The 23,435-nt window shown below is 65.0% G+C and carries 16 protein-coding genes and 1 pseudogene; 2 read left to right on the top strand and 15 right to left on the bottom strand.

What is annotated here, in order from left to right; all coding sequences use genetic code 11:
- Positions 1-2: 2 nt before the first annotated feature.
- The 3 genes from N6H05_RS09110 to N6H05_RS09100 all read right to left on the bottom strand — a co-directional run bounded on the left by N6H05_RS09110 (position 3) and on the right by N6H05_RS09100 (position 9,249).
- Positions 3-3,041, bottom strand: a complete 3,039-nt coding sequence (locus N6H05_RS09110; RefSeq protein ID WP_284113565.1) for a glycosyl hydrolase family 28-related protein — start codon at positions 3,039-3,041, stop codon at positions 3-5.
- 78 nt (positions 3,042-3,119) lie between these two features.
- Complete coding sequence (locus N6H05_RS09105) at positions 3,120-6,089, bottom strand: TonB-dependent receptor plug domain-containing protein (protein ID WP_284113564.1); 2,970 nt, start codon at positions 6,087-6,089, stop codon at positions 3,120-3,122.
- 136 nt (positions 6,090-6,225) lie between these two features.
- Entirely contained in the window at positions 6,226-9,249 is a 3,024-nt protein-coding gene (locus tag N6H05_RS09100) for a glycosyl hydrolase family 28-related protein (RefSeq protein WP_284113563.1), read from the bottom strand.
- A 154-nt stretch (positions 9,250-9,403) separates the two neighbouring features.
- On the opposite strand from N6H05_RS09100, the gene N6H05_RS09095 reads away from it, so the two are divergent.
- The gene (locus N6H05_RS09095) at positions 9,404-9,946 is read left to right on the top strand and encodes a gluconokinase (RefSeq protein WP_284113562.1); all 543 of its coding nucleotides are present in this window, start codon (positions 9,404-9,406) and stop codon (positions 9,944-9,946) included.
- Positions 9,947-10,260: 314 nt separating this feature from the next.
- On the opposite strand, the gene N6H05_RS09090 is transcribed toward N6H05_RS09095, so the two are convergent.
- Together N6H05_RS09090 and radA are read right to left on the bottom strand one after the other, a co-directional pair.
- On the bottom strand, positions 10,261-10,785 hold the full coding sequence (locus N6H05_RS09090; RefSeq protein WP_284113561.1) for a CvpA family protein: 525 nt from the start codon (positions 10,783-10,785) through the stop codon (positions 10,261-10,263).
- Between the two features lie 10 nt (positions 10,786-10,795).
- Positions 10,796-12,163 (bottom strand): DNA repair protein RadA, encoded by a 1,368-nt coding sequence (radA, locus tag N6H05_RS09085; RefSeq protein ID WP_010336315.1) that lies wholly within the window; start codon positions 12,161-12,163, stop codon positions 10,796-10,798.
- A gap of 107 nt (positions 12,164-12,270) precedes the next feature.
- Here radA and N6H05_RS09080 point away from each other — a divergent pair, with 107 nt between their 5' ends.
- Positions 12,271-12,972: an endonuclease/exonuclease/phosphatase family protein gene (locus tag N6H05_RS09080; RefSeq protein WP_284113560.1), complete on the top strand. Its 702-nt coding sequence runs from the start codon at positions 12,271-12,273 to the stop codon at positions 12,970-12,972.
- Between the two features lie 111 nt (positions 12,973-13,083).
- Here N6H05_RS09080 and N6H05_RS09075 read toward each other — a convergent pair whose 3' ends face one another.
- From N6H05_RS09075 to N6H05_RS09030, 10 genes and pseudogenes are all read right to left on the bottom strand, one after another.
- Positions 13,084-14,703, bottom strand: a complete 1,620-nt coding sequence (locus N6H05_RS09075) for a DUF5597 domain-containing protein (protein WP_284113559.1) — start codon at positions 14,701-14,703, stop codon at positions 13,084-13,086.
- A gap of 13 nt (positions 14,704-14,716) precedes the next feature.
- Positions 14,717-15,061, bottom strand: coding sequence for an L-rhamnose mutarotase (locus N6H05_RS09070; protein WP_284113558.1), 345 nt, complete (start codon positions 15,059-15,061; stop codon positions 14,717-14,719).
- Positions 15,061-15,828, bottom strand: coding sequence for an SDR family oxidoreductase (locus tag N6H05_RS09065; RefSeq protein WP_284113557.1), 768 nt, complete (start codon positions 15,826-15,828; stop codon positions 15,061-15,063). The genes N6H05_RS09070 and N6H05_RS09065 overlap by 1 nt, the downstream gene beginning before the upstream one ends.
- Positions 15,801-17,003, bottom strand: a complete 1,203-nt coding sequence (locus tag N6H05_RS09060) for a UxaA family hydrolase (protein ID WP_125997478.1) — start codon at positions 17,001-17,003, stop codon at positions 15,801-15,803. The genes N6H05_RS09065 and N6H05_RS09060 overlap by 28 nt, the downstream gene beginning before the upstream one ends.
- Positions 17,000-17,308: a UxaA family hydrolase gene (locus tag N6H05_RS09055; protein ID WP_284113556.1), complete on the bottom strand. Its 309-nt coding sequence runs from the start codon at positions 17,306-17,308 to the stop codon at positions 17,000-17,002. The genes N6H05_RS09060 and N6H05_RS09055 overlap by 4 nt, the downstream gene beginning before the upstream one ends.
- Complete coding sequence (locus tag N6H05_RS09050) at positions 17,301-18,284, bottom strand: aldo/keto reductase (RefSeq protein WP_284113555.1); 984 nt, start codon at positions 18,282-18,284, stop codon at positions 17,301-17,303. The genes N6H05_RS09055 and N6H05_RS09050 overlap by 8 nt, the downstream gene beginning before the upstream one ends.
- Positions 18,281-19,105, bottom strand: coding sequence for an amidohydrolase family protein (locus N6H05_RS09045; RefSeq protein WP_284114199.1), 825 nt, complete (start codon positions 19,103-19,105; stop codon positions 18,281-18,283). The genes N6H05_RS09050 and N6H05_RS09045 overlap by 4 nt, the downstream gene beginning before the upstream one ends.
- 66 nt (positions 19,106-19,171) lie before the next feature.
- A pseudogene (gene fucP, locus N6H05_RS09040) lies at positions 19,172-20,404 on the bottom strand (L-fucose:H+ symporter permease); the annotation flags it as partial.
- Positions 20,405-20,496: 92 nt separating this feature from the next.
- Positions 20,497-22,662 carry a TonB-dependent receptor gene (locus tag N6H05_RS09035; RefSeq protein ID WP_284114198.1) on the bottom strand — a complete coding sequence of 722 codons (2,166 nt, stop codon included), beginning with the start codon at positions 22,660-22,662 and terminating at the stop codon, positions 20,497-20,499.
- A 45-nt stretch (positions 22,663-22,707) separates the two neighbouring features.
- On the bottom strand, positions 22,708-23,205 hold the full coding sequence (locus N6H05_RS09030; RefSeq protein WP_284113554.1) for a TonB-dependent receptor plug domain-containing protein: 498 nt from the start codon (positions 23,203-23,205) through the stop codon (positions 22,708-22,710).
- Positions 23,206-23,435 lie beyond the last annotated feature (230 nt).

Raw genomic sequence — 23,435 nt, 5'->3', positions numbered from 1 at the left:
CCCTATTCCACCCGCGCCGCGTAAAGGCCGTGGTGCGACAACATGAACAGGGTCTTGCCGTCCGGGCCGCCGAACAGCAGCTGTAGCGGCCGTTCGGGCACGTCGATCCGGCCGATCGGCTTGCCGTCGGGCGCGTAGACGAAGACATGGCCATTGGCGACATAGACCCGGCCCTGCGCATCGCTGACCACGCCCTCGCCACCACGATCGGCAAAGGGCTTGAGGTCGGTGAGCGTACCGTTGCCGGCGACCAGCGCGCTGTAGGTGCGGTTTTCCGATCCGTTGGTGACATAGATGCGCTGGCCCGGCTTGCCCTGGACGAAGCCATAGCTGTCGAGCGTATGCGAGAAGCGCAGGCCGCGATGGTCGACCGGTCCCTGGGCGAAGACGCGCCAGGCCGGCAGGGCAATGCTGCCGTCGGGCGAGACATAGGCCTGCGCATTGGACTGTGCGGCGTCGCGGGCGAACATGTCGGCAAGCGTGGTGAACGCATAGGTCTTGGGATCGATCTGGTCCCTAAACTCGCCATTCACCCACCAGTTGACCGGGAAGATCGTGGCCGCGCTGCCCTGCCCCGTAGGCGTCGCCGGGATGACGCTGACCTGCGTGTCCGGCGCGCCGGGGGTGACGCTGTAGACGGTGCCGTTGCGGCCATAGGAGGAGAGGACGAGCAGATTACCCGACTTGTCGATGGTCAGGTTCACCGGATCGAGCGCGGCGTCGCGGATCATCTCCAGCCGGCCCGCGTCGGACCAGCGCCAGATGCGCTGGAAGAAGCGGTCGATGAAATAGAGCCGGCCCTGTGCGTCCACCGCGCCGCCGCCCAACCCGTAGAAACCATCAGCGAGTTTCTCCACGCTGGCGCCGCCGAAGGTCGAGGGGGCGACCGGATCGGGCTTCGCCGGCACGTCGAGCACGGCGAATTCGCGCTCGCGCACTTCAAGGCCGTGGCTGATGTCCTGAATCGCATTCTCGAACGGATATTTGGTGAGGCGCAAGAAGGTGCCGCAGCCATTTTCGTCGCAGGTGCCGACCCCGCTTTCCGCGTTCACATGGACGTTGCGGAAGCGGATGTCGTGGGAATTATAGAGCGACACGGCGGTCGGCGCAGGCTTGCGCGTGCGGGTGACGCGATAGCCGTGGAAATTGGCGACCAAGATGTTGCGGGAGTCGCGGATTTCGAGCGCGACGGCATCGCCGCTCTCGCCCGCCTCCCCCTCGGTCTGGGGCGCCAGCAATTCCCAGTTGGCGACGCGGTTGAGGCCGATTTCGGTGCGGACATGATGTTCGACCGAGGCCTGGATCAACCGGCCCGGCGTGTCCGTGTCGGAGATCAATATGCCCGGATGGCCGAATGTGCTGGGGCTCCAGATATTGGCGAAGGTGCCCCCGCCGCCCTGCGTCACCCAGAGGCTGGCATATTGGCCGCCCCAGCGGCGCGATGCGTCGGGATCGGCGGTGGCGTTGTTGTTGTAGGGATTGCGCCGGCTGCCGTCGAAGGCATCGGTGCCATGACCGCCCTGGAACTTGACGTCGTTGACCATCGAGTTGGCACCGGCCTTCCACAACAGGCCGGTCGCGCGCGGATTGGCGCCGCTGGTGTCCAGCGCCAGGCCAGCGACAATCGCGTCGCCACCCTGCGCGCTTTCAATGAGCGCCTTGGGCACGCCGACACCCTGAAAGGCGGGCGTGCCATCGGGCAGGACGATCTGGGTCAGGCTGGGGTGGAGGCCGAGCAGCACCGTGTCGGCGCGCAGCCGCAGCGTGTCACTGACCTTGTAGAAGCCGACGGGGAGGTAGACGACGCGATAGCTGTCGATCGCCTTCTGCAGCACGGCAGTGTCGTCCGTGCTATTGTCGCCCTTCGCCCCCAATGTGCGGACATTCACCCATTCGGAGACCGGAGGCAGCGGGCGGATGGCGGGCGCGCCGGGCGCCGGCAGGCTGGCGATCGGCTGCGCCTGCATGTCGGTCTTATAGTCGCCGATCCGGCCAAGGCCCGGCAGGGTCAGGCCATGGGTGAAGGAGGCAACCTTATAGGCCTTCCCCTGTCCCGCCACCGTCCGGCCGCTTTCGCGGAAGCGGGCAAAGGTTGGCGTGTTGGCGGCCAGCACATTCTGGAAGCCGACCTGGGTATAGACATTCTTCTCGTTGGAAATGATGACGCCAGCCTTCGACACATTCTCGAAGCGGACATCCTGGCCCCAGAGCCAGTCGCCATAGCCCCGGTCGATCTCGATCCCGACCGGCACATTGCGGAAGGCGACATTGAGCAGGGTCAGGCCCGCTTCATGCTCGCGGATGGCGGCGTCGCGCTGTCCCTCGAACGTGGCATCGACCAGGGCGAAGGGCCAGGCCGGCGAGGTCTTTTCCGCGAGGATGCCATAGCGGCCGCCCTTGAAATGCAGATCCTCCGCCTCGTTGGCGACATGGTAGAGGCCCGCGAGGCCCGACCCGATGTCGAAATCGACATGGCTGACGAAACTGTGCTGGGCGGAATGGAAGCGGATCGCGGTCGCCGCCGGATTGCCGTCCATGATGCGGAAATCGATATTGCCGAGCGCGGAATAGAAGGTGCCCGGATTGGCGTCGGCAATTGTCTTGTCGAACGGCACGCTGCCGGCCGGCGGGAAGGCGGCGGGCCAGCTTTCCTTGTCGGTCTGACGCTTGCCACCGGTGAAGATCAGCATATGGGCGACGCCGCGCTGGAAGCCGGGTGTGTTGGCACCGAGCAGGATCGTCGGGCGCTGGGCACCAATGCCGAAGATGCGCACGCCGGGCCAGAGGAACAGGGTGCGGCTGATGCGATAGGTGCCTTGGGGCAAGAAGACTATGCCGCCGCCGGGCGTCGCGGCGGCGGCGTCGAGCGCCTGCTGGATCGCGGCGCTGTCATCGGCGCGGCCATCGCCCACGCCCTTCACCGTCACGGCCCGCGCATCGTCGGGCATGGCGGTATAGACGGACGGGGAAGCGGCGGCGGGCTGCGCGGCGGCCAGGCACAGCAGGACGGATGCGCAGGCTCCGCTCAATCCACGATACATCTATCAGGCTCCGTAAAAAGAAGATGTCCCGGCCGTGCAGGACCGGGACAAGTTTGGGGGGAGAGATGTTATGTTTTATCAGAAATTGAAGCGGACACCGGCGCGGTAGACGCGGCCCAGCGTGTCGTAGAGCGCCGGGTTGATGTCGAGACCGGTGTTGGTCTGGGGCGACGCGACCGGATCCTTGTCGAACAGATTGTCGACCTTGCCATAGAGGGACACACGGTCGCTGAACTTGAAGGTGGCGCCGATGTCGACATAGAAGGCCCCCTTCATCTTGTTGTAATCGATGGTCGGGTGGTTCGCGGTCGAGGCCGGGCAGGACGACTGGCACACGACATATTGGTTGCCGAAGGTGCCGTCGCTGATCCAGCGTTCCTGCACCGTCAGGCTGAACTTGCCGCTGTCATAGGTCTGCACCGCCAGCCATTTCCAGTCGGGCGTGTTGCCGTTGTTGGCGCCCGCCTGATCGACCGGATCGACACCGGCAATGCCGGCGTTGACGATGAACTTGCGAATATGGGTGCCCAGTGCCCGGACGGTGAAGTTGCCCGGCAGGCCCAAGGGCTGCTGCCACTGATAGCTCGCCTCGATATCGAAGCCGCTGGTCCGCCAGGAGGCAAGGTTGAACGGCTGGACATTGATATAGTTGAGGCTGGGATTGGCATTGTCGAGGCTGAAGCCGCCGCAGAAGGCCTGATTGCCGTCATAGCAGAACTGGACGATCTGCTGCGCCGACAGGCTGGAAACGACGCCCTTCAGCTTGATGTCATAATAGTCGAACGAGAGGCTGAGGCCTGGCAGCCAGGAGGGACGCGCCAGCACGATGCCGATTTCGGTGTTGCGGGCGATTTCAGGCTTCAGATTGGGATTGCCGATGGTGTTCTGGAACGCCTGAACCGCTGCGCCCTGGAAGGGGTTGTTGAAGTTCGGCAGGGTCGTGACGGTCGGCGCGGCGAACAGTTCCGACAGGTTCGGCGCACGCACGTCGCGCGAAGTGACCGCACGCAGGCGGATACCGTCGAGCGGCGTGTCCCAGGTGCCGCCGACCTTCCACGCCCAGACCGTGCCCGACGTACTGTAATGGGTGCCACGGCCCGCGGCGTTCAGGTTGGCGCGGCCGACCGCTTCGCTGTCGAACAGCGGCATGTCGATTTCCACGAAGCCTTCATAGACTTCATATTTGCCGCGACCATTCTTGTAGTTGCCGGCTGCCCAGTTGCTACCCTGTGCACCGTTGAGCAGCGGGTCGGCCGGATAATCGGCGCTGTTGGGGCTGAGGTCGGACACGCCCGCGCCATAGGGGTCGGCGTTCACGCGATAGAATTCGCGGCGATATTCGGCACCGAAGGCGACCGACAGCGGTCCCGCCCACAATTCCACCGGATTGCCCGAGAAGTTGAGGCTGGCGACGTCCTGGGTCAGCTTGGTGTGCTGGAACGGACCATTGTCATGCGGCGCGACATAGGCGAGCGCGGCGGCCGAGGGGGTGAAGCCACCGAAGATGTTGATCGGCTGGCAACCCAGCGCGCGGGCGGCCGGATCGGCGCAGACGATCGCGCCGTTGAGGGTGATCGCATTGGCCGCCGCCGCATAGCGGTTCTGCAGCACGATATCCTTCACCCGGATGTCCGAGATGGTGATGCCATGCTCATAATAGGCGTCATAATTCCAGTCGGTGCCGGCCGCGCCGAACTTGCCCTTGGCACCGGCGACGAAACGATATTGCTTGCGATCGGTATAGACCTGCGGATCGGGGAAGGCGGCGTTGGACGAGCCGAAGCCGAAGGAGGTGATGCCGGCGGTGGCGCACTGGTCACGCACCGACTGGGGCAGATAGGGGTTGGAACATTGGACGGTCAGGTTGGCGCGGCCATAGCCGGGGCTAGGCTGGTTGTTGGTCTTCACCTGCGCGACATTGACCGTGACATAGGCTTCGTTGTTGTCGGCGAAATCATAGCCGATCCGGCCATAGCCATTGATGCGCTCCAGCGAGGATTTGAGCGAGGCGCCCGAGCCGGGTGCGCCCGACAGGTCGCCGCCTTCGCAGAAGCTGTTGCCGCGATAGCAGTTGGTGACCGCGCCGGTGCCGGTCGGCGTACCGTTCGAGCCATAGTTGAACTGGTAGGGATTGCCATTCTGGTCGAAGGCGATGCCCTGAAGCGGGCCATTGTTGATCAGGCCGTAGCGGGCATATTGATAGGGCTGGGCGTAATCGCGGTAATTATATTGCGGCAGGCCATTGTTGGTCTGGCCGGTATTCATCAGCGTGGTGGCGCGATACCAGTTGCGGCTGCCGGCCAGATCGGTGCCGAAGTCGCCGGCGCCCACGCCGCCTTCATGGTCATATTCGCCGCTGACCACCATATGCAGACGATCATCCATGAAGGATTTGCCATAGGCGGCCTGGACCAGCGCGGTTTCGTCATCGCCATATTTGGTGATGCTGCCCAGGATATTGCCCTTGAAGCCTTCGAAATGGGTGTCGGTGATGAAGTTGACCACGCCGCCGACCGCATCCGAACCATAGGAGGCCGATGCGCCGCCGGTAACGACGTCGACGCGCTTCACCAGCAGTTGCGGGAACATCGAGATGTCGGGCACGCCGGTGACGTTGGCGCCAACGACGCGCTGACCGTCGAGCAGGGTCAGAGTGCGGATCGCGCCCAGGCCACGCAGCGAGAAGGAACTGAGGCCCTGCTGGCCGCTGGAGGTGGAGAAGGTGCCGGTGGCGGCACCGGTCGAACCCTGGAGCGAGGGCAACTGGGCGATTGTGTTGAAGATGTTGGGCTGGGCGTTGTTGGCGATCTGCTCTTCACCGATGACGGTGGTGGGCGTCGGCGCATTGAAGCCGCTGGTGGTGATGCGCGATCCGGTGACGATGATGTCGGCGCTCTGTGCGGCAGGCGCATCGCTCGTCTGGGCCTGCGGCGCGGGTTCGGCCGCCGGTTCGGTCTGGGCCTGGGCGGTGCCGGCCAGCGCCATGATGGCGACCGCGGCCAGGCTGACGCCCGCCATATGCCGATGGATTGCGATCTGCACGTTCATTCCTCTTCCCCTCTTGTCACCAAGCGCCCTCCCGGCGTCGGCGTCGCCCATGGCGGGCTATTGTGTGAGCCTTAGTCCCTGCCCCGTCCGGTCGCACTTACGACATAGGTCGTAGATGCGCCGGAACGGCGGATTTTCAGGGCTTTGCGGCGTAAAGCGCGTGGTGCGTCAGGATGAAAAGCGTGCGCTTGTCGGGACCGCCGAACAGGATTTGCAGCGGCCGGTCTGGCACGTCGATGCGGCCGGTTTCCTTGCCGTCCGCGCCGTAGACGAAGATCTGGCCATTGGCGACGAACACCCTGCCCTGCCCGTCCACCGCGACGCTCTCGCCGCCGCGATTGGCGAAGGGCTTCAGCGTCGTCAGCGTGCCGCTTGGCCCCACCGTGCCGCTATAGGTAATATTCTCCGACCCATTGGTGACGAACAGGCGATCGCCGATCTTGCCAGAGACGAAGCCAATGGCGTTGAGGCCGTCGGACCAGCGCCAGCCGGTATGATCGATCGGCCCCTGCTGCCAGACGCGGAAGGCGGGCAGGGACAGGCTGCCGTCGGGCGAGACATATTCCTTGGCCTTGGGCGTGCCGACGTCGCGGGCGAACATTTCGGCGAGGGTGGTGAATTCATAGCTCTTATGGTCGAGCTGATCCCTGAACTCGCCATTATTCCACCAGTTGACCGGCAGCAGCGTCTTGCCCGCGCCACCGCTGCGCACCGGGGTCGGCTGGATCAGGGTCATCGCGTCCTTGGGGCCGGCCGGGTCGAACGAATAGGCACCGCCCTTCGCGCCGAGCGACGACAGGACCATGACATGGCCCGAAGCGTCGATGGCGAGATTGACCGGATCGAGCGCATGATCGCGAACGATCTCCAGCCCCTTGTCCTCGCTCCAGCGATGGATGCGCTGGAAACGGCGGTCGATGAAATAGAGCTGCCCTTGCGCATCCACCGCCGCGCCAGAGATGGACCAGAAGCCATCCTCCAGCTTCTCGACCTTGGTGCCGGACGGCGCTGCCGCCGGAACGGCGCTGCCAGCCGGGCCGATATCCAGCGCAGCAAACTCGCGTTCCCGCACCAGCAGCTTGCGGCTGACATCCTCGATCGCATTGTCGAACGGATATTTGCTGGCGCGCAGGAAGGTGCCGCAGCCTTCATCGTCGCAGGTGGCAAAGCCGCTTTCGCCATTCACATGGACGTTGCGGAAGCGGATATCGCCGGAGTTGGTGATCTTCACCGCGCTCTTTTCCGGCGCATAGGTGCGGGTGACGCGATAGCCATGATAGTTGGCGAAGAGCAGATTGCTGGAGTTGCGGATGTCGAGCGAGATGGCGTCGGGGCCGTCATCGACCTCCTGTTCGGTCTGGGGCGCCAGGAACTCCCAATTATGGACATTATCGAGCACGAATTCGTTGCGGGCATGATGTTCGACCGACATTTCATAGACATGGCCGGGCGTGTCGGTGTCGGTGATGTAGAAGCCTGCCTGCGCGAAGCTGTTGGGGCTCCAGACGTCGGCGAAGGTGCCGCCACCGCCATCCGTCACCCAGATGCTGGGATATTGGGCATCGAGTCGGCTGTCGGTGACCGGATCGCCGGTGTTGACGCGCAGCGTGCCGAGCATCTTGCCGTCGGCGGTGGGCGTGCCGCCACCGCCCATGATCTTGACGTCCTCGACCAGGCTCTGCTCGCCCGAACGCCAGAGCAGAGCGGAAGCGCGCGGGTTCACCCGGCCGGTGAAGAGGCCGAGGCCCGAGAGAATATTGTCGCCGCCCTTGCGGCTTTCGAGGATCGGCAGGACCGCGCCGAGGCCGGCATGATTGGGGTTGTTGTCGGGGATGAAGAGCTGGGTGATGGCCGGGTGCAGGCCGATGAGGATGCTGTCCGGGCGCAGGGTCAGCCTGTCCGTCACCTTGTAGAAGCCGGTCGGAAAATAGAGAATGCGGTTGGCGTCGATCGCCTTTTGCAGCGCGGCGGTGTCGTCCGCCTTGCCGTCGCCGACCGCGCCCAGGGTGCGGACATTGACCCACTGGTCCATCGGCGGCAGGTCGCGGATCGCGGGCGCGCGCGGCGCCGGCATGGCGGAGAGCGGCTGGATGTCGGCGGTGGTGGCGTATTCGCCCGTATGGCCGAGTGCGGGCACGGCGAGGCCGTAGGAGAAATTGGCGACTTTATAGGCCTTGCCCTTGCCATCCACCGTCTTGCCACTGTCGCGGAAACGGGCGAAAACCGGGCTGTTGAGAGCCAGGGCGTTTTCGAAGCCGACCTGGGTGAAGACATTCTTCTCGTTCGAGATGACGACGCCGGCCTTCGACACATTCTCGAACCGGACATCCTTGCCCCAGAGGCTGTCGCTGTAGCCGCGGTCGATCTCGATCCCGACCGGCGTGTTCTTGATCGCGACATTGACGAGGGTAAGGTCGACCTCATGCTCGCGGATCGCCGCGTCGCGCTGGCCGTCGAAGGTCGAATCGAGCAGGGTGAACTGCCAGGCGGGCGAGGTCTTTTCGGTGACGATGCCATAGCGGCCGCCCTGGAAATGCACATTCTCGATCACATTGCCGGCCTGATAGACGCCGGCAAAGGCGGTGCCGAGACGAAATTCCATATGGCTGAGGAAGGCATGCTGGGCCATGCGGAAGCGCACGCCGGCAGCGGCCGGATTGCCCGCGCCAATGTCGATATCGACATTGCTCATCGACGAATAGAAAGTGCCCGAATTGGCGTCGCGAACGATCTTGTCGCGGGGCACGACGGTCGGCACCGGGACCGGCACCTTGCCGACCTGATATTGATCGCCGCCGGCGAAGATCACCATGGTCGACACGCCCTGCTGGAAGCCGGGGGTGTTGGCGCCGAGCAGCAGCACCGGGCGGGTCGGGCCGACACCATAAACGCGCACGCCCGCCGGCACGATCAGCGAGCGGGTGATGCGATAGGTGCCCGATGGAAGGAAGACGATGCCATGGCCGGTCGTGTCCCGGGCCTGATCGAGCGCCTGCTGGATCGCGGCACTGTCGTCGGCGCGGCCATCGCCGACCGCCTTCACCGTCACCGCATGGGGCTCCGCCGGTGCCACAGGGAAAACCGAGGTCGTCGCGGCGAATGCCGGTGCCCCAAGCGTCGTTGCCGCCAGCAAAGCCGCGATCATGCTGCGTCCGATCATGTCCGCCTCCCATCCTCATTTTTATAGATGGTGCATGGCTAGGGGAGCGGGCGCAGCTTGGCACTTGCGACAAAGGTCGTAGTTTTCCTGTAGGGTAGCGCGGCCTTATAGCGGGAAGACCGATCCCCCTGCCCCAGCGACCAAGGACGCCCGCTTGCCGATTTCCGCCGACCCTGCCCCCGTTTCGCCCAAAGCCGTGGGACGCGCCATCATCGTCATGGGGGTGAGCGGCTGTGGCAAGTCGACGCTGGGCGCGATGCTGGCGCAGGCGCTGGACTGCCCCTTCCTGGAGGGGGACAGCTATCATTCAGCGGCGGCGGTGGAAAAGATGCGCGGCGGGGAAGCGCTGACCGACGAGGATCGCTGGCCCTGGCTCGACCGGCTGGGCGCGGCGATCGCGGGCACGGTGGCGGCGCAGGGCGTGGCGGTCGCCGCCTGCTCCGCATTGAAGCGCGCCTATCGCGACCGGCTGCGCGCGGCGATCGGCGTGCCGGTGCATTTCATCCTGCTCGACAATGACCGCGCCGAACTGCTGGCGCGGCTGGGCAACCGGCCGGGCCATTATATGCCCGCCAGCCTGCTCGACAGCCAGCTCGCCACGCTGGAGCCGCCTCTGCCCGAGGAAGGCGCGATGATCCTGATCACCGATGTCCCGGCGAGCGCACTGCGCGACCGGGCGCTGGCCTGGCTGGGTTAGGGTCACACCGACGCGACGGTGGCGAAGTTCATAGTGTCGATGACCGCAAATCCGGGCCGAAAATGCCTGTGATGCGCCTGCGACGCGACAGCGACGCGACGGTCGGGTCATGGTGAGGCGACCATGACGCACCTGTCAGGTCACACCCGGATCATCGTTGGGACACGGGTCAGCGAACGGACGGGCGGGGAGAGGCGACGGGTTCATCCGGCAGGATAGATCAGAGAAACGCCGAGTAGGAAAGCGAATGCCGACCGGCGCCCATGCCCGCGATCACAAGCGAAAGGCACATGGCGGAAAACCGCCCTGTCCCGTTACGCCGCCGGGTCAGGCTCGGCCGGCTTCTGCGCGCGTTGCTCATCGACAAATTCGCTGATCGCCTTGCCGCTGGCGTTGAGCAGCGGATAGGTGCGGGCGTCGGACAGCCAGTCGGGGCGGCGGGCGCCACTGCCGTAGAATGTGTCATAGACCAGGGAGAAGGCGAGGAAGACCAGGGTCGCCCCGATCAGGCCCTTGATCGCGCCGAAGCCACCGCCCAGCACCCGGTCGATCGGGCCGAGCACCGACTGGCGGGTACGGTGGCCGATCGCGCGGGCGAGCAGCTTGCCCGCGCCAAAGGTGACGGCGAAGATCAGGAAGAAGGCCAGCACCGCCGCCCCGCTCTCGCTGCCGACGAAGCTGGTCAGCAATTCGGTGACGGAGGCATGGAACAGGCTGATCGCGAAGATGCCCGCGACCCAGGCGATCAGCGACAGGGTTTCGGTCACGAACCCGCGCAGCAGGCCGAATATGGCGCAACCGCCGATGAGGAGGAGGACGAGGATATCGACGGCGTTCATGCCGCGCTGGCTATCCGCGCCCGAGCATCTGGTCAACCAGCTGTGCAAGGGTGCGGAAGCCGCTGACCGAAATCCCCTTCACCCCGTCCGCGCCCGACGCCGGCACGAAGGCGCGGTTGAAGCCCAGTTTCGCCGATTCCCGCAGCCGCAGCGGCGTGTGCGAGACAGGCCTGATCTCGCTCGACAGCGCAATCTCGCCGAACAGCACGACATCGGCAGGCACCGGCCGTTCCGACAAGGCCGACATCAAAGCGGCGGCGACGGCCAGGTCGGCGGCCGGATCGGACAGGCGATAGCCGCCCGCGACGTTGAGATAGACTTCGCAGGTCGAGAAGCTGAGGCCGCAGCGCGCCTCCAGCACGGCGAGGATCATCGCCAGCCGGCCGCTGTCCCAGCCGACCACCGCGCGCCGGGGCGTCGCCCCGCTGGAGAGGCGCACCACCAGCGCCTGGATCTCGACCAGCACCGGCCGCGTTCCTTCCAGCGCCGGGAAGACGGTGGCACCCGTCACCGTCTCGTCGCGATTGGTGAGGAACAAGGCGGACGGATTGGCGACCTCCTCCAGCCCTTCGGCAACCATCGAGAAGACGCCGATCTCGTCGGTGCCGCCAAAGCGATTCTTGATCGCGCGCAGGATGCGATATTGGTGGCTGCGCTCGCCCTCGAACGCCAGCACCGTATCGACCATATGTTCCAGCACGCGCGGGCCGGCGATGCTGCCATCCTTGGTGACATGGCCGACCAGGATCAGGGCGGTGCCGCGCTGCTTGGCGAATTTGATCAGTTCCTGGCTCGACGCGCGCACCTGACTGACGGTGCCGGGCGCGCCCTCGATCAGGTCGCTGTGCATGGTCTGGATCGAATCGATGATCAGCAGGGCGGGTGGCACGCCCTCGCTCAGCGTCGTCAGGATGTCGCGCACCGATGTCGCGCTGGCCAGTTGCACCGGCGCATTGCCCAGGCCCAGCCGCTGGGCGCGCAGCCGCACCTGGTCCGACGCTTCCTCGCCGCTGATATAGGCGACGGTCAGCCCGCGCGAAGCGACACGTGCTGCCGCCTGCAGCAACAGGGTCGACTTGCCAATGCCCGGATCGCCGCCGATCAGCGTGGCCGATCCCGGCACGATGCCGCCGCCCAGCGCCCGGTCGAACTCGGCGATGCCGGTGCTGGTGCGCGAGGGCAGTTCCACCTTGCTGTCAAGTCCGATGAGCGTGATCGCCCGGCCACCGCCCTGCAGGTCATGCTTGGCGGAAAAGACGGTCTCGGCCGCTTCCTCGACGATGCTGTTCCATTCGCCACAGTCATCGCACTGCCCCTGCCACCGGCCGGACACAGTGCCGCATTGCTGACAGACGAATTTGCGTTTTGCCTTGGCCATATCTTCTCATCTCCGAACGGCACTTATTTAGCCTTCCAGCACGGAACATTTCAAGAACGATGATTGTCCTACTGGAAACATAGCGATGGCTGGCGCATTGAAGCAGCATGTCCGCCACGATCCGCGTCGCCAGCTATAATATCCGCAAGGCCATCGGTACCGACCGCCGCCGCTCGCCCGAGCGGGTGATCGATGTGCTGAACGAGGTGGATGCCGACATCATCGCGCTGCAGGAGGCCGACCGGCGCTTTGGCATACGCCATGCCGCGATCCCGCCGCTGCTGCTTGACAGTCAGAGCGGCTACAAACCGGTGCCGCTCAACGTCCAGACCGATAGCATGGGCTGGCACGGCAATGCCATCATCGTGCGGAAAGAGGCGGAGGTCGCCGCCTATGACGTGCTGCACCTCCCCTGTCTGGAGCCGCGCGGCGCCACCATGGCGGAGGTCGCGATCAAAGGCGCAACGCTGCGCGTGTTCGGCATGCATCTCGACCTGTCGGGCCTGTGGCGGCGCAAGCAGGCGGCGGCGGTGATCCATGCTGCGGCGCAGGGGCATGCCCTGCCGACGGTGCTGATGGGCGACCTCAACGAATGGAGCGCCGAGCGTGGCTGCCTGGCCGACTTTGCCCGCCACTACAGTTTCGCGCCGTGCGGCCGCAGCTTTCACGCGCGCCGCCCGGTCGCCCGCCTCGACCGGATCATGCATTGCGACCGCATCCGCCTGGTCGACAGCGGCGTCCACGAAAGCGCCGCTGCCCGCAAGGCGTCGGACCATCTGCCGATCTGGGCGGAGTTCCGGCTGGGGTGAAAGCCGGACCGTCTGGCCAGATTAAACGGGCATGAAGAATGAGCCCCGTTGCGGACATGCCCCCTGCCGGCCGGCGGGAAGAGGCATGTCCGCGTCGATCATACCGTCCTATCAGCGATAGCGGCCCATCGTCACCTTGAGCCAGACCGGCTTGTCGATGATGTTGAGGCCATAATCGGTCTGGTCGCCGTTCCAGATACGGTCGAAGACCCAGTTGTCGCCTTCGAAATGACCTTCCTCGACCTTGACGATCATGCCGTTGGCCGGGGCGCCTTCGCGCGTGCCGAACTGGACGCGGACATGATCGCCGGTGAAGAGAAATTCATTGGCCGACAGTTGCGCCACGACCATGCCGCCGACCATCGCCTTGTCCCAGGCCGGGGTGTCGGCATTGGGGAACCATTCGCGCTGGCCGAACTGCCACTGGCCAAAGCTGGCCGTCACCGTCCAGTCGCCCATGGTGGTGCTGAGCGGCGTGCCGTCGTCCGGCCGCGCCGCGCCCCAGGTCGGGTGGGCGAAGGCGATCTTCGCCCAGGGACGCATCGCCGCGCCGAGCACGCCGAATTTCGAGGCGAAGGCGTGGATGGTCGCATCGTCGAAGCTCTTGGCGCCGAGCGGATAGTTGAAATAGTCGGCATCATCCATGCCGAAGGGCGCGAAGCCGATTGCGCCGCGTCCCAGCGCCGACCAGAAATAGCGGGCATATTCGGCGGCATTGCCGATTTCCGGCACCATCAGCGCATTGTCGGGCCTTGTGTAGAGATCGAGATGCTTGAAAACGTTGCGGCTGCCCCGGTCATAAATGTCGGGCGCAGCGAGATCGAGCGAGGGGGCCGCCGCCTTCCAGATGTCGATCACGTCGCCCTGCGGGCCGCCGCTCGACACGCTCATCGGATCGACCGGCTTGTAGGGATCGGTCAGGGAGGCGTTCACATACATGGGCAGCGGCTTGATCGCCTTGCCGGCCTTGGCCAGTTCCTCGATATAGCGGGCGGTGTACCAGGTGTTGAAGGTCCGGTCTGCCGTTTCGCCGAACACGCTTTTCCAGTTGCCCGCCGGCTTCCTGAGCGCACGGGTGAGTTCGGCCGGGACCGGGCCGTCGAACAATTTCTGCGCGATGGCGCTGAAGTCGCGGGGATTCTGGTAGCTGCCGACTTCGTTTTCCGGCTGCACCATGATGACCGTATTCTGCGCATCATGGTCGCGCACATAGGTCATGAGCTTCAAAAAGGCGCGCTTGTCCGCCGCCAGCGTGGCCGCACCATGGGGCGAAAGCACGCCATGATCCTTGCCATTGGCGGTCTTCATGCGCGGGAAGCGGCGATTGTCGAGCTTCACCCAGTCTGGGGTATAGGCAAGGCCGGTATTCTTCCAGGCGCCGAACCAGAGGAGCACGATGCGCTTGTCATGGGCGCGCGCCTCATCCAGCAGGGTCTGGACGAAGCTATAGTCGAACTGGCCTTCCTTGGGCTCAAGCTGTTCCCAGGCGACCGGCACTTCGACGGTATTGGCATGGATGCTGTCGAGCCGGTCCCAGACCTGCTTCAGCGGGGCGGCATAATTGCTGCTGTTATTGACCTGGCCACCCAGCATCAGGAAGGGCGCGCCATCGACGATCAGGGCATGGCGGCCATTCTTGCTTTCGATATGCGGCACCTGTCCGGCATTTTGGGCCAGCGCGGGCGTGGCGAGCAGCATGGCGCCCGTGAGCAGGGGAAGAAGATTGCGCATCAGATCGGGTCTCTCAGGGCTGTTCGTCTAGGGAAAATATGCGGATGGCGGCGGTCCATTTGGCGCCGGGAACGGACCAGGGCAATGGCCGCTGGACGCCGTCCATCTGCGCTTCCCAGGCCTGCACCGCCGGATCGGCGGCGTCGGCCGCCGCCTTGGCCGCCGGGTCGAAATCCGGGCCGGTCTCCATCAGCATGACCAGCCGGTTGCCGCTGCGATAGATGTCCATCGCCCGGACATCGGCGGCGCGGATGCTGGCGCCGATGGCCGGTGGCAGCGCGCCGGACGCATGCCATGCCTCATATTGGGCGATGGCGGCTGCATCATCGGCCAGGTCGATCAGCAACACATGACGCATCACATCACCCAGCCCCCGTCGATCACATGGACGGCGCCGGTGGTGAAGGCGGCATCGTCGCTGGCGAGATAGAGGACCAGGCCGGCAATCTCCTCGGCCTTGCCCAACCGTCCCATCGGCTGGCGCGCGACGAAGGCAGCCTGGGCGGCTTCATAGTCGCCGGTGTCGTGCAGCCGCTGTTGCAGCGAAGGCGTGTCGACGGTGCCGGGGCAGATGCAGTTGCAGCGAATGCCCTGCCCGACGAAATCGGCGGCAACCGCCTTGGTCAGGCCGATCACGCCCGCCTTGGTCGCGCCATAGGCGAAGCGGTTGGGGATGCCCTTCACCGAGCTGGCGATGGAGGACATGTTGACGATCGCGCCCGCGCCCTTTTCCACCATGCCCGGCAGGAAGGCCGAGATGGTGTGATATTGGGCGGTCATGTTGAGCGCGACGGCAAAGTCCCAGTCGGACTGGCTGCATTCCAGGATATTGCCCGCATGGACGACGCCGGCAATGTTGGCGAGGATGTCGATCGGGCCGATGTCTGCGGCCAAAGCGCGCACGGCGGCGCCGTCAGTGACATCGAGGGCGAGCCGCTCGCAGCCCTCCAGCCCGTCGAGTGCTTCAAGATCGCGGTCGGTGGCGAAGACGCGGGCGCCCTCCGCCACGAAACGCTCGACCGAGGCGCGGCCGATGCCGCGGGCGGCGGCGGTGATGAGCGCGGTCTTGCCGGCGAGGCGGCCGTTCTGCAGGGCGCTCATGCGCGCGCCACCATCGGCAGACATTCGGGACCGATGGGATCGAAAGCTTTGTAGGTCAAAATAAACTCCTGATGGCCCAGTTGTTCGGAAAGGCTGCGCTCGCCCGCCGCGACGGCGAGGATGGCATCATAGATTTCCTGGCCGACCTGATCGAGGGTCGCCTCGCCCTCCAGGATGCGGCCAGCGTTGACGTCCATGTCGGCGGCCAGGCGGCGGCCGGTTTCGGGATTGGCGCAAATCTTGATCACCGGCGAGATCGCCGATCCAACCACCGATCCGCGCCCGGTGGTGAACAGGGTGACATGCGCGCCGCAGGCGATCAGCTCCACGATCTCGGCATTGTCGGAGATGTTGGGGAAGCCGAAGCGCGGCTCGCCATCGGGCACGACGTCGAGCAGATAGAGGCCGCCCATCGGGGGGATATCGCCCGGCTTCAAAATGCCATCGATCCGCGAGCTGCCCGACTTGCTGTAGGCGCCCATGGATTTTTCCTCCTGGGTGGTGAGGCCGCCTTCGGCATTGCCCGGCGCGAAGCTGCCAAAGCCCATGACGGTATAATAGGCCTCCGCCTTCTGCACGCAGGCCTCGATCGCGGCGGCGAGTTCGGGCGTGGCGGCGCGGTCGGCCATGATCTTCTCGCAGCCGACCAGTTCGCCGGTCTCCTCGAAGATGCAGGCCGCCCCTTCCGCTACCAGCCGGTCGAAAGCGCGGCCGACCGCCGGATTGGCGGTGATGCCGCTGGTGCCGTCCGACCCGCCGCAGATGGTGGCGACGACCAGTTCATCGACGCCCATCGGCACGCGCTCGACCGATGCGATCTGTGCCCGCACCCGATCGACCGCCTCCAGACCGGCGGCGATGGTGGCGGCGGTGCCCCCCTTTTCCTGGATCACCAGCAGTTCGGCCGGGCGGCCGCTGGCCTCCACGACGGCGCGCAGCTTTTCGCGGTTGAAGCTTTCGCAGCCGAGCGAGACGATGACGAGGCCGCCGACATTGGGATGGGTGGCGATCGCCTCCATCACCTTGGCCGCATAGGCATTGGGATAGCAGCCGGGGAAGCCGATCAGCTGGACATCGGGATCATCGGCCTTGTCGACAATGCGGCGCGCGACATGGTGCGCGCATTCGACCAGATAGGCGACGGCGACGACATTGCGGATGCCCTTGCGCCCGTCGGAACGGAGCCAGCCCTGGATCATGCGCCCTGCTCCAGCGCGGTGCGGGTGTGACTGCTGATATAATCGCTCTTCATATTGTGCATATGGACCCATTGGCCGGCCGCGACCGGCGCGGTCATCGACCCGATCGGCGCGCCATATTTGATGACCTTGTCCCCCTGCGCCAGCGCCACGCGGGCGATCTTGTGGCCGATCGCAATGCCTTCGCGCGCGGGGATGGTGCCGCCGGCGACGGGCAGGATATCGCCCGCCTCGATCGCGCTGACGCAGATCAGCACATTGTCGTTAGGGTGTAGCAGGATGAGGCGGCTGTCATGTTCAAGCATGGCTGTGGGCCTTGGCAAGAGGATGGGCACGGGCGGCGGCGTCGAGCGCCGGCCAGAGCGTGGCTGGAATGGAGGCGCCCAGGCGGGCGATCGTGTCATGGACCTGATCCGCGCCGACCAGGCCGGGGATCACGGCCATGACCTGCGAGTGGCGCAGCGGAAATTGCAGCGCGGCGGCGGGCAGCGCGACGCCGGCGTCGCGGCAGAGCGCCGCCATGGCCTGGGCGCGGGCGAGGATCGCCGCGTCCGGGGCGGCATAGTCGAAATGGAGCGGGCCGCTGAGATCGCGGGCGAGGATGCCGCTATTATAGGGGCCGCCGACGATGACCCGCACATCGGCGCTGGCGCAGCGGTCGAGCAGTTCCTCCGCGCCGCGATCGAGCAAGGTGTAGCGGCCGGCGATCAGGATCGCGTCCAGTTCCACCCGGTCGAGCAGGTCGTGGCAGATTGCGACCTCGTTCACGCCGATGCCGATCGCGCCGATCGCGCCGGCGTCCCGCAGGTCGCGCATCGCCCGATAGCCGCCGTCGAGGAAGGCGGCGAGATGATCGGCATGCGCGTCGCCATGGGTCAAGCGGCCGATATCATGGGCGAGCAGCAGGTCGATGCGGTCGCGGCGCAGGCGCTTCTGGCTGCTTTCGAACGAGCGCAGCACGGCATCATGGCCATAATCAAAATGCGGCTCGAACGGGTCGGCATCGACGAAGCCATGGCGTTCGCCCTGCGCATCGGTCGGCAGCAGCAGGCGGCCGACCTTGGTCGAGACCCGCGCCTTGTTCTGCGGATCATGTTCGGCAAGCGCCGCGCCCAGCCGCCGTTCGGCCAGGCCAAAGCCATAATGAGGCGCGGTGTCGAAATAGGCGATGCCGGCGGCGAAGGCGGCGTCGAGGGTGGCGCGCGCCTCCGCATCGTTGACCACGCGATAGAGATTGCCGATGGGCGCGGTACCCATGCCCAGGGTCGGGAAATCAATCATGCGGCGGCTCCCTGCGTGACGCGATAGAGGCGCGCGGCATTGTCGACGAAGATGGCGCGATGCGCCGCGGCCGGCACCGATGCGCGGGCGAGATCGAGCCAGGCGGCATAATCGGACGCGAGGGTCAGCACCGGCCAGTCGCTGCCCCAAAGCAGGCGATCCGAGCCGAACAGGGCGAACAGTTCCGCAATGAAGGGGGCGACCGCGCCCTCCCCTGCCCCCGGCGCCAATTCGGTGAGCAGGCCCGACAGCTTGCAGGCGACATTGGGACATGCGGCGAGATCGGCCATGGCGGCGCGCCAGTCCGCCGGGATAGTATCGCCCACCAAAGGCTTGGCGGCATGGTCGATGATGATGCTGAGGTCGGGCTGGCGCCGGGCCAGCCGGGCCAGCGAGGCAAGATGCTGCGGCCGCACCAGCGCGTCGAGCACCAGACCATGCCGGGCCAGCGCCGCGAAGCCGGGCGCCAGCGCCGGATCGTCGAAACAGTCGGGCGCGCAGCCCTGCATCATCGGGCGGATGCCGACCAGTGGGCCGGCAACCTGCATCGCGGCGACGCGAGCGGCGACATCGCCAGTGAGGTCGACCCAACCGACTATACCAGCGATGCGATCGGTTTCGGCGGCGAGTGACAGCAGCCAATGGGTGTCGGCCTCTGATTCCTGGCTCTGCACCAGGATCGCGGCGTCGACCTTGTTGGCATCGAGCTGCGCGAGCAGGTCAGCCAGCCCATAGTCGCGATGAATCGCCGGCAGGTCTTCGCCGGGCCAGTTGCAATCATTGCGGCCGAGCTGCCAGAGATGGACATGAGCGTCGATCATGCCGCCCCACCCTTGCCGCGCATGCGATGGGCATAGGCCGCGACCACCAGGAAGCAGATAGCGGGCACCACCATTGCCGCGCATGCGATGGGCATAGGCCGCGACCACCAGGAAGCAGATAGCGGGCACCACCATTGCCGCGTTGATCGTGCCGGCCAGATCGGAAATCAGGCCCATGACCGCGGTCAGCACAGCGCCGCCGATGATGGCCATGACGATCATCGACGCACCCGGCTTGGTCAGCGGGCCGAGGCCGTCGAGCGAGAGGACGAAGATGGTCGGATACATGATCGACATGAAGAAGCTGGCGGCCACCAGCGCGACGACGCCGGGCAGACCGAGCCAGACCGAACCGACCAGTGCGAGGCCGAGATTGACGAGCGCGAACAGCCGCATCAGCCGTGCGCCATCGAACCGGGAGAGCAAAGCCGCGCCGGCAAAGCGGCCGGCCATGAACAGGCCGAGCGACAGGGTCAGCAGCCAGGCGGCATGCTGGGCGGTGATGCCCGGCAGCGCGGCCTGAGCATAGCGGATAAGATAGCTCCAGATGCCGACCTGAGCGCCGACATAGAAAAATTGGGCGGCGACCCCGGCCAGATAGCGGGGGCGACGCAGCAACTGGCGATAGCCGGCCAGCGGCGAGGCGGCGCCGGCATGGCCCTCCACCGCCGCCTTCGGGAACGGTGTGCGCGCGAGCAACGCCGCCCAGACCAGCACGACCAGCGCGATCAGCAGATAAGGCAGGCGCACAGCCGAGGCAGACGCCGCGCCCTGTGCCGGGGCATCGGACAGGATCAGCGTCGCGCCAAGCGCTACGCCGGTGATCGAGCCAAGCGGATTGAACGCCTGGGCCAGATTAAGGCGGCGGGCGGCGCCGACGGCATCGCCCAGCACCGCGACCATCGGATTGGCGGCGGTTTCGAGGAAGGCGAGACCACTGGCGATCACGAACAGGGCGAACAGGAAAAAGGGATAGCTGACCGCGGCCGAGGCCGGCAGGAACAGCAAGGCGCCGAGCGCGAACAGTAGCAGGCCGAGGATCACCGTCGCCTTGTAGCCGAAGCGCTGCGCCGTCAGCGCGGCGGGAATGGCAAAGCAGAAATAGCCCAGATAAAAGGCCGACTGGACCAGGCCCGAGGCGAAGTCCGAAAGGGCGAAGGCGTGCCGGAAATGGGCGATCAGCACGTCGTTGAGATTATTGGCAAGGCCCCAGAGGAAGAAGAGGCCGATCGTCAGCATGACCGCCATCTTTGTGGCGCCGCTATCTTCCTGTCTCTCTACCCTGGCATCTGCCTGCATCACCCATCCTCTCTATTGGCGAACATGGCAGGCCCGTCCCTGTTGGGATCGGGCCTGCGCAGTCGGGGGAGGCTACACGCCTCCCATGCGGATCAGTAGCTGATCCGGGCCGTCAGGCTGATGCGACGGTCATTGACCACCACGTCACGCGGGCGGCTGTCGATGCCGAAATAGGTCGCACGACGGGTGTTGGTCAGGTTGGTGCCGTCCAGCGCCACAGCGAACTGCGGCGTAACATTATAGCTGATCGACGCGTCGAGCTGACCGAAGGGCTTGTTGAACACCGGCAGGCTGCCGGTGCCGTTGCCCGCCGTGGTCACGACATATTTGCTGCGCCAGTTATAGGCGACGCGAGCCGACAGGCCGCCCTTCTCGTAGATGCCGACGATGTTGTAATTATATTTCGACAGCAGTTCGAGCGGAACGTTCGTGACCGGGCCGCTGGTGGCGGGCGACGGTGCCTGCGAGTCCACATAGGTGAAGTTCGCCTGCATGCCGAGACCGTCGAACGGACCGGGCAGGAAGTCGAAGAACTGCTGATAGGCGAGTTCGAAGCCCTTCACCTTGCCCTTGGCGACATTGTTGTAGGACGTCACTTCATATTCATAGCTGTTGCCATTGTCGAAGGTCACATCGCGATAGGACACGGCGGTCTGGATGTAGTTCTTGATATTCTTGTAGAAGGCCGCTGCGGTCAGCGAGCCGGTCCGCGAGAAATACCATTCCAGCGTGGCGTCCAGATTGTCCGACTTCATCGGCTTCAGATACGGGTTGCCGCCGCTGGTCGTGTGGATCTGATCCTGCTGCGCGGCGCCCGGCTCGCTGACGGTCAGGCTGGGGTTCAGCTGGCCGAAGGTGGGACGCGAGATGTTCTTCGCCGCGGCGAAACGCAGCTGCAGATTATCGGTCAGGTGGACGCGCAGGTTCAGGCTCGGCAGGACCGAGGTATAATCCTGCGACACGGCGATCGGGTTGAACACAGTCGGGCCGCTGACTTCATTGCCGTTCGCGTCCAGCACGATCGAGGTCTGCTGATAATAGCCCGACACGTCGAGATTGGTGCGGACCACGCGGACGCCGATATTGCCGTCGACCGGATCGGCCTTGAAGAAGGCGGTGGCATAGCCGGTGAAGGTCTTCTGCCGCTGCTGGTTGGTGCCGCTCTGGGTATAGGCCGGCGCGCTGGCAATGCCCAGCGTGTCGAGCGTGTTCTGATAATTGCGGATGATGCCGCGGTTGAAGGCGATAATGTTGCCGAACAGGTCGGCGTCGCCGCGGAAGAAGTCGCCCAGGTCAACCGTTTCCAGTTCGCTAGGGATGCCCGACAGGCCGGTATAGCGATAGCCGGTGTCGATCGTGCGGTTCTTGCGGTCGGCATAGCGGAAGCCCGCCTTGATCGACGACAGGATGCCGGCATCGAAGCGATATTCGGCATCGAGGCGCGCGGTCTTGTCCGACGCCTTCGATTCATTGAGGTTATCGAGATAGAAGGCGCTGGTGTAGGTCGCCGGGTTGGTGAGGCCGGTTTCCGAACCGATGTTCACGACCGGAACCGAACCCGAAATATCCTGATAGAGCGTGTCGGCAACGCCGTTCAGGCCGAAGATCGAGCGCAGATTCTTGGTCTTGGCATCGACATACTGGCCGTCGGCAGTGATCGTCAGATTGTCGACCGGCTTCCACTTCAGGTTCAGCGAATAATCCGTCGTCGTCGAATGACGGGTCTGGGCGCTGGTGTTGTTGCCGACCGGCACGTTGATGAAGGTGCCGCTCTCGAAATCGCCATTGTCGGCATAGGTGAAGGCCGCGCCGGGCTGCGGAATGATCGCGCTGCCCGAGCTGTAGGCGAAGAAGCTATAGTCGTCGAAACGGAACTTATAGTCCGAACGGAAGACTTCGGCGGTCAGTTCCAGCGTGTCGCTGGGGCGCCACTGGAGCGCGACATCGGTGCCGAGGCGACGGCGATCGCCATAGACTTCGCCGATACCGGTACCATGCGGCAGGGTCGTGGTCTGGCCGGTGCGCCCCAGGCTCGCCAGCACTTCGGCGTCGGTCGCGTTGGTCGGATCGAGCGTGTAAAAGGGCTCGGTCGAGATCGTGTCCTGACGGAAGGCGGTCTTCTGGAACGAGACGCTGGCGAGGATGCCGATTTCACCGATGCCGGTGTCCCAACGGTCGCTGACCATCAGCGAGGCCGAGGGCTTGAACTTGTCGGTCAGGTCGAAATAGCTCTGGGTCGCGGTGGCGGCGACCTTCAGGCCATCGAAGTCGAACGGCTTGCGGGTGCGGAAGTTGATCGTGCCCTAGAGCTGATCCTCGATCAGGTCGGCCGACGGGTTCTTGTAGACGTCGATGCCCGACAGCAGTTCGGACGGGATGTCTTCCAGGTTCAGCTGGTTGGCGCCCGAGGCGGTGAAGATGTCGCGACCGTTGAGTTCGGTGCGGACCTGGGTCAGGCCACGGATCGCGACCGAGCTGCCTTCGCCATATTGGCGCTGGACCTGGATGCCGGTGATGCGCTGCAGCGCTTCGGCGACGTTCCGGTCGGGCAGCTTGCCAATGTCTTCTGCGACGATCGAGTCGACGATCACGTCGCTGTTGCGCTTGATCGACTGGGCGCTGGAAAGGCTGGCGCGGACACCGGTGACAACGATGCCATCTTCGGACGCAGGAGCATCGCTCGACTGATCCGCCGCCACATCCTGGGCGTACGCCTGCACGCTGCATCCCAGCATGACGCTGGCGAGCGAAATACCGGTGAGCAATGCCGCACGCGACGGCACGTTAAAATTCTTGAACATTTGGTCCCTTCCTCTCCCCTGGCCCCTGGTCGGAGCACTGATCGATTCGGCGCCGCGATGCCGCGGCAAAACATATTCCCCTGCCGTGATATTTCCCTATTGGGAGCGATACCAACGCGGCGCCCTATTACTCTCCGTTTCCAATTTGTGAAATATAAAAATTGATTTCACCTGTAGATGGTGTGTAGGGAAGGACCAACAGATGATGGCGCTACCAAAGGCGAGATAGC

This window comes from Sphingobium sp. WTD-1, from assembly GCF_030128825.1.
Taxonomy (GTDB): Bacteria; Pseudomonadota; Alphaproteobacteria; order Sphingomonadales; family Sphingomonadaceae; genus Sphingobium.
This window is presented reverse-complemented; position numbering and strand designations above follow the sequence as displayed.

Excerpts from the sequence above, each read along its gene's own strand:
- N6H05_RS09110 (WP_284113565.1), bottom strand. The coding sequence starts at position 3,041 with ATGTATCGTGGATTGAGCGGAGCCTGCGCATCCGTCCTGCTGTGCCTG.
- N6H05_RS09105 (WP_284113564.1), bottom strand. The coding sequence starts at position 6,089 with ATGAACGTGCAGATCGCAATCCATCGGCATATGGCGGGCGTCAGCCTG.
- N6H05_RS09100 (WP_284113563.1), bottom strand. The coding sequence starts at position 9,249 with ATGATCGGACGCAGCATGATCGCGGCTTTGCTGGCGGCAACGACGCTT.
- N6H05_RS09090 (WP_284113561.1), bottom strand. The coding sequence starts at position 10,785 with ATGAACGCCGTCGATATCCTCGTCCTCCTCCTCATCGGCGGTTGCGCC.
- radA (WP_010336315.1), bottom strand. The coding sequence starts at position 12,163 with ATGGCCAAGGCAAAACGCAAATTCGTCTGTCAGCAATGCGGCACTGTG.
- N6H05_RS09080 (WP_284113560.1), top strand. The coding sequence starts at position 12,271 with ATGTCCGCCACGATCCGCGTCGCCAGCTATAATATCCGCAAGGCCATC.
- N6H05_RS09075 (WP_284113559.1), bottom strand. The coding sequence starts at position 14,703 with ATGCGCAATCTTCTTCCCCTGCTCACGGGCGCCATGCTGCTCGCCACG.
- N6H05_RS09070 (WP_284113558.1), bottom strand. The coding sequence starts at position 15,061 with ATGCGTCATGTGTTGCTGATCGACCTGGCCGATGATGCAGCCGCCATC.
- N6H05_RS09065 (WP_284113557.1), bottom strand. The coding sequence starts at position 15,828 with ATGTCTGCCGATGGTGGCGCGCGCATGAGCGCCCTGCAGAACGGCCGC.
- N6H05_RS09060 (WP_125997478.1), bottom strand. The coding sequence starts at position 17,003 with ATGATCCAGGGCTGGCTCCGTTCCGACGGGCGCAAGGGCATCCGCAAT.
- N6H05_RS09055 (WP_284113556.1), bottom strand. The coding sequence starts at position 17,308 with ATGCTTGAACATGACAGCCGCCTCATCCTGCTACACCCTAACGACAAT.
- N6H05_RS09050 (WP_284113555.1), bottom strand. The coding sequence starts at position 18,284 with ATGATTGATTTCCCGACCCTGGGCATGGGTACCGCGCCCATCGGCAAT.
- N6H05_RS09045 (WP_284114199.1), bottom strand. The coding sequence starts at position 19,105 with ATGATCGACGCTCATGTCCATCTCTGGCAGCTCGGCCGCAATGATTGC.
- N6H05_RS09030 (WP_284113554.1), bottom strand. The coding sequence starts at position 23,205 with ATGTTCAAGAATTTTAACGTGCCGTCGCGTGCGGCATTGCTCACCGGT.